The organism is Paenibacillus pectinilyticus, from assembly GCF_001700435.1.
Classification (GTDB): Bacteria; Bacillota; Bacilli; order Paenibacillales; family NBRC-103111; genus Paenibacillus_E; species Paenibacillus_E pectinilyticus.
The window spans coordinates 1-4,227 of record NZ_LYPC01000006.1; the positions used below are offsets into that span (position 1 = coordinate 1).

Annotated in this window: 5 protein-coding genes and 1 tRNA gene; 1 reads left to right on the forward strand and 5 read right to left on the reverse strand. The window is 42.6% G+C overall.

Going from position 1 to position 4,227, the window contains the following annotated elements; translation table 11 throughout:
- Positions 1-326 precede the first annotated feature (326 nt).
- The 3 genes from A8709_RS01645 to A8709_RS01655 form a co-directional block, all read right to left on the reverse strand.
- On the reverse strand, positions 327-1,394 hold the full coding sequence (locus tag A8709_RS01645) for an FUSC family protein (RefSeq protein ID WP_065850483.1): 1,068 nt from the start codon (positions 1,392-1,394) through the stop codon (positions 327-329).
- Between the two features lie 145 nt (positions 1,395-1,539).
- Positions 1,540-1,728, reverse strand: coding sequence for a DUF3934 family protein (locus tag A8709_RS01650; RefSeq protein WP_065850484.1), 189 nt, complete (start codon positions 1,726-1,728; stop codon positions 1,540-1,542).
- A 25-nt stretch (positions 1,729-1,753) separates the two neighbouring features.
- A complete protein-coding gene (locus tag A8709_RS01655; protein WP_065850485.1) occupies positions 1,754-2,203 on the reverse strand; it encodes a HEAT repeat domain-containing protein in 450 nt (149 codons plus the stop codon).
- Positions 2,204-2,379: 176 nt separating this feature from the next.
- Between A8709_RS01655 and A8709_RS01660 the strand changes: the two genes are divergently transcribed.
- Positions 2,380-2,769: a helix-turn-helix domain-containing protein gene (locus A8709_RS01660; RefSeq protein WP_065850486.1), complete on the forward strand. Its 390-nt coding sequence runs from the start codon at positions 2,380-2,382 to the stop codon at positions 2,767-2,769.
- A 380-nt stretch (positions 2,770-3,149) separates the two neighbouring features.
- On the opposite strand, the gene tenA is transcribed toward A8709_RS01660, so the two are convergent.
- Together tenA and A8709_RS01675 are read right to left on the reverse strand one after the other, a co-directional pair.
- Positions 3,150-3,815, reverse strand: a complete 666-nt coding sequence (tenA, locus tag A8709_RS01670; RefSeq protein ID WP_065850488.1) for a thiaminase II — start codon at positions 3,813-3,815, stop codon at positions 3,150-3,152.
- Between the two features lie 338 nt (positions 3,816-4,153).
- Positions 4,154-4,227 (reverse strand) — tRNA-Pro (locus A8709_RS01675).

Genomic DNA, 4,227 nt, shown 5'->3' on the forward strand with positions numbered 1-4,227 from the left:
CTCGTCCTATTGTGAAAGCTGAAATGCTCATTTTGATGCTAGCGAGATTTTACAATCTCTTTTATAGTCGATTACTCGACTTTGCTTACTCACTCGTTGTTCAGTTTTCAAAGATCAATTTCTTTCGTTCACTGCCGTGTTACCGAAGCAGCGAGAAATAATATACCATATTGATTTTTCATTTGCAAGCTTTATTTTATTTCATCCATTCGTGAAGATATTCAACACGTTCAGACTCCATGGTTTGTGCTTGTTCATGCTTGCCTGTTCGAAGCAAGAAACCTAATATAGCACAAACCATTTCGTAAAGCAAATGTAAATCTGAACTATTTCAGCCGAATACTTTTGAGCAACATTTCAAGCGGTTCACTCTCTTCGGTCTCCCCTCGATGATCATGCTCAACAAGTTTATCCAACCGTACAATCTGATGACCATAGTCATACATGGCTGCCGCAACGATCGATAAGCGTAACATACCGTTCGGACTCTCGTTATAGCGTGCAATAAGATTGACCATAAAGCGCTCATTTTCTGCTTCCATTTCAAGACCATCTGAGCTTGTTTCCTTCAGCTTATCATCGAACTTTAGCAGCACATGCTCGTGATATTTAATCAATTTCTCCATATGATCATCAAAACATGCATCCGTTTCCGCAGAACGCGTAGCCTGGAAATAATGCTCATCCACAGCCTCCAACACCTCGAGACCCTTGAACATAACAAGCAGTTTCTGCTTGTACACGACGAGGGCACGAATCCGCTTGGATCCGCTGCCCTTCATTTTCTTAATTTCTTCTTCCATAAGTCTGTATTTATCAGACAGGGACTTCAAGGCATTACGCAGTCCTTCCTTTTCTTCACGAAACACCGTTTCCTTAATTTCATTCGAGATAACCGTGCGAAGGAGCAGTGACATTTTGCCGAAAATAGTACCGATCTGTGCAGCGAATTGTTCCTTCGGCTTTGGAGGAAAGAAGAGTACATTCACAAGGAAGGCACATCCAATGCCTATCAAACTTAGCAACAAACGATTAACAGCAAACCGCCACTCACCTGACGCCTCCATGACTGCGACAACCGTTACTAAGGTAAGACCTATCGTTTCTTCCATACGCAATCGTAAACTTAGAATAATGACAATAATACATACAATGCCAATGGCAACTACGTTTTGCGAGAAAAATATACCTGCTAATAAAGCAAACGCAGCCCCAATAATATTCGTCTGCAGTTGGTCCAAGAAATAACGCCATGATCGATAAATCGAGGGCTGCATCGCAAAAATCGCCGCAACAGCTGCAATAACCGGTGGCGTGAATTCAAGCCATGCACTTATATATAAAGCTAAAGCAACCGCGATTCCTGTTTTCCACACGCGTGCTCCAAAAACCATGACCCTCACCTCGTCCAAAATTATCCTTACATCTATCTTACACAGGACATGGGTAGGATGCAAAAACCAAGTATACGAGGCTTCTACATAAAAAGACCCTCGGCTAGGTGCCGAGGGCTTTTCATAGCTCAACTCATCGTTAAGCTTATTTGTTGGCGCTCTTCGTGCTCGCACTGCTGCTTGTCCCAGACGCTTTGGCCGCTGCTGCAGCAGCTTTGAGGCCCTTACTCTTGTAGGGTTTCGGCGCACTCTTTGCCTTATTGGCACTTGCTTGCCACCGGTTCCAGCCTTTGCTGTCCGTGCCTCTACCTGTTCCACCTTTACCCTTAGCCATCTCTTCACTCCATAATTGTTGCTTCTTATTTATTTAATAAACCCGACCATGTCGTTTCAAGCCATTGATCGAAATCAGAGCCTTTGTCGCCTTCATACGTGTCATAAACATCACTTCTCATTTTCTGCAGCTTCTCTTTGAAAGCCTCATACGTATGACCTTCTGGCAAGCTCTTCTTGATGCGAAGTAAAATCTTTCCTACACCTTTGATCAAGTCACCCTTTTTACGAGGGGGCAATTGAACATCCTCACCCAAAATTCTCAATTTACGGAACGCTGTCTCTTGAATGAGATAGACGGAATCGTTCGCCATAAGTCGTTTAAGAATATGAACGGATTGTTGATCGCCGTGCTCACCTAATGCTTCAACAGCCGAAAGACGCTCCCTCCAATTGGATGTGCGATTTGCTGCTTTTTTCAACTCTTCGAAATCGGTAGGTACTTCATTGTGTAATTCAATATTCAACTGATTCATGCTCCTTCTATGTGCTTATGAGTTAGATGTTACACTTTTTCGGGGCATAGTGCCAACTATTTGATATGTTTAGTTTATGGAAGTACCATTCAGACAGGATTTCATGCGTTAAATCACCATATATAGGTATCTCATTTTAGACAGGAATTCAATAACCTCAACTTGAGGTGAATGAGATGTCTGATTTTCTAAGGCTCATCGGTGAGCGATTACGTATGATTAGGAAAGTAAAAGGATTCACGCAGGATCAGCTGGCTGAGAAAACAGACAAGGTCGGCATGAGCAAATCACATATATCAGATATTGAACGCGGCCAGCGAAACATTTCATTGACTACGTTGGAAACGCTGATGAATGCTTTGGAAATAGATCCGAGTGAGCTATTTAATTTTCAGAAGCTAGACGGTGTTGATGGCATTCATGAGAAGAAATTAATCATTGATATTCATAAAAGCATGCTGATGGAACGAGGCCTTGATGAAGTTCAATATATTGTCCGAACGGCGAGTGATTTCTTAGGAACCCTGGATGCCAAGGAAGCTAGCAGACGTAATAAGAAAGAATAACTACCACTAAAAAAGCAACGAAAGGCTCGCTGATTGGCGAACTACTCGTTGCTTCTTTCTTCCCCTTTTAACCATTAACATCTAGGCCTGCTAATTCACTACAACCCCCCTGCAATACTTACAAACTGGCGCATCAATAGCGATTTCCTCATTGCAGTAAGCGCAGGGTTTGTGCGTTTTCACTTCAGCTGGCGCTGATGATTTACCTCTTCGTAGACTTGCAATAACTAGTACAGCAACTACTACCACAATCACAGCCAGAATCCAATAAATCATACCGAAACACCTCCCAGTTGATAACCAACTTCTGATGATTCCGTATATGTATATTCGTTCTCTGGGCTCTTATGAATGCGTTTTGCTAGTACTTTTAATCGAATTTACAGCCACATTTGTTGGCGATAGGCCATTTCCCAGAACATGGTTTCATAGCGGGTCGTATTCAGAAATATCGTTTCCAAACGCGCCAGATCACTTTCTGATTTCCCCACGGCAAGTCGATCCATTAATGTAATGCACCACTCCGCATGTTGGCCGAACTCTTCTGAGCTGTAAGCTCTTACCCACTCCCCATAGTCAGGATGATCTACCGCGCCAGGGATTTCCTGGAGCATACGGCCAATTTCCCAGTAACTCCACATGCAAGGTAGAAGTGCTGCCGTTAACTCCGCTAACCCACCATTCTGAGCCACATGCAGCATATAATGAGAGTAAGCGAGTGTGATTGGTGAAGGTTCTGCATGCTCCAGCTCCTCTTTCGTAATTCCAAACCGAGCCGCATAAGAACGATGAATCCCCATTTCCTCATGTAAAATATTACTCAGCGACGCTGAGAATTCACTCATCGTCTTCACGTCCGGTGCCTTGATGGCACCGAGCGCGAACAATTTGGCATAATCAACTAAATATAAGTAGTCTTGAATCATATAGAACCTGAATTTACTGCGTTCTAGTGTTCCTTGACCTAACTCTTGCACAAAAGGATGTTGCTGAGTTTGACGCCATTCGTGCTGATATTTATGGATTAAATGCTGGGTAAAGGTCATCGGGTAAGTCTCCTTAGATTGGTTTTTTGGGGATGTATGTTATGAAAAATGGAATGCATTGCTGTTAGTAGAATTGCGTGAACCCTCTCATTTTACCATATTTTAACTATATTTCTAGCGAAAATATAATAGAAATGTATGTAAATAGATTATAGAATTTCATGAAAATTACGCTTCTACTGCCTATATTTACATCCATAATATGTCGAAGTTGGAAACAAAAAAGCATAACCCCACAGCTATTGCGCTGCAAGATTATGCTTATTACGATGTACTCTATATGAAGCGGATGATTGAAAGAAGTATAACCATTCAACAACCGCGCTTATATAAAATGATCGGGACGACACGATTTGAACATGCGACCCCCTGCTCCCAAAGCAGGTGCTCTACCAAGCTGAGCTACGTCCCG

What these genes read in the sequence shown, in the direction of transcription:
- A8709_RS01645 (WP_065850483.1), bottom strand. Translation starts at nt 1,394, where the DNA reads ATGGTTTTTGGAGCACGCGTGTGGAAAACAGGAATCGCGGTTGCTTTA.
- A8709_RS01650 (WP_065850484.1), bottom strand. Translation starts at nt 1,728, where the DNA reads ATGGCTAAGGGTAAAGGTGGAACAGGTAGAGGCACGGACAGCAAAGGC.
- A8709_RS01655 (WP_065850485.1), bottom strand. Translation starts at nt 2,203, where the DNA reads ATGAATCAGTTGAATATTGAATTACACAATGAAGTACCTACCGATTTC.
- A8709_RS01660 (WP_065850486.1), top strand. Translation starts at nt 2,380, where the DNA reads ATGTCTGATTTTCTAAGGCTCATCGGTGAGCGATTACGTATGATTAGG.
- tenA (WP_065850488.1), bottom strand. Translation starts at nt 3,815, where the DNA reads ATGACCTTTACCCAGCATTTAATCCATAAATATCAGCACGAATGGCGT.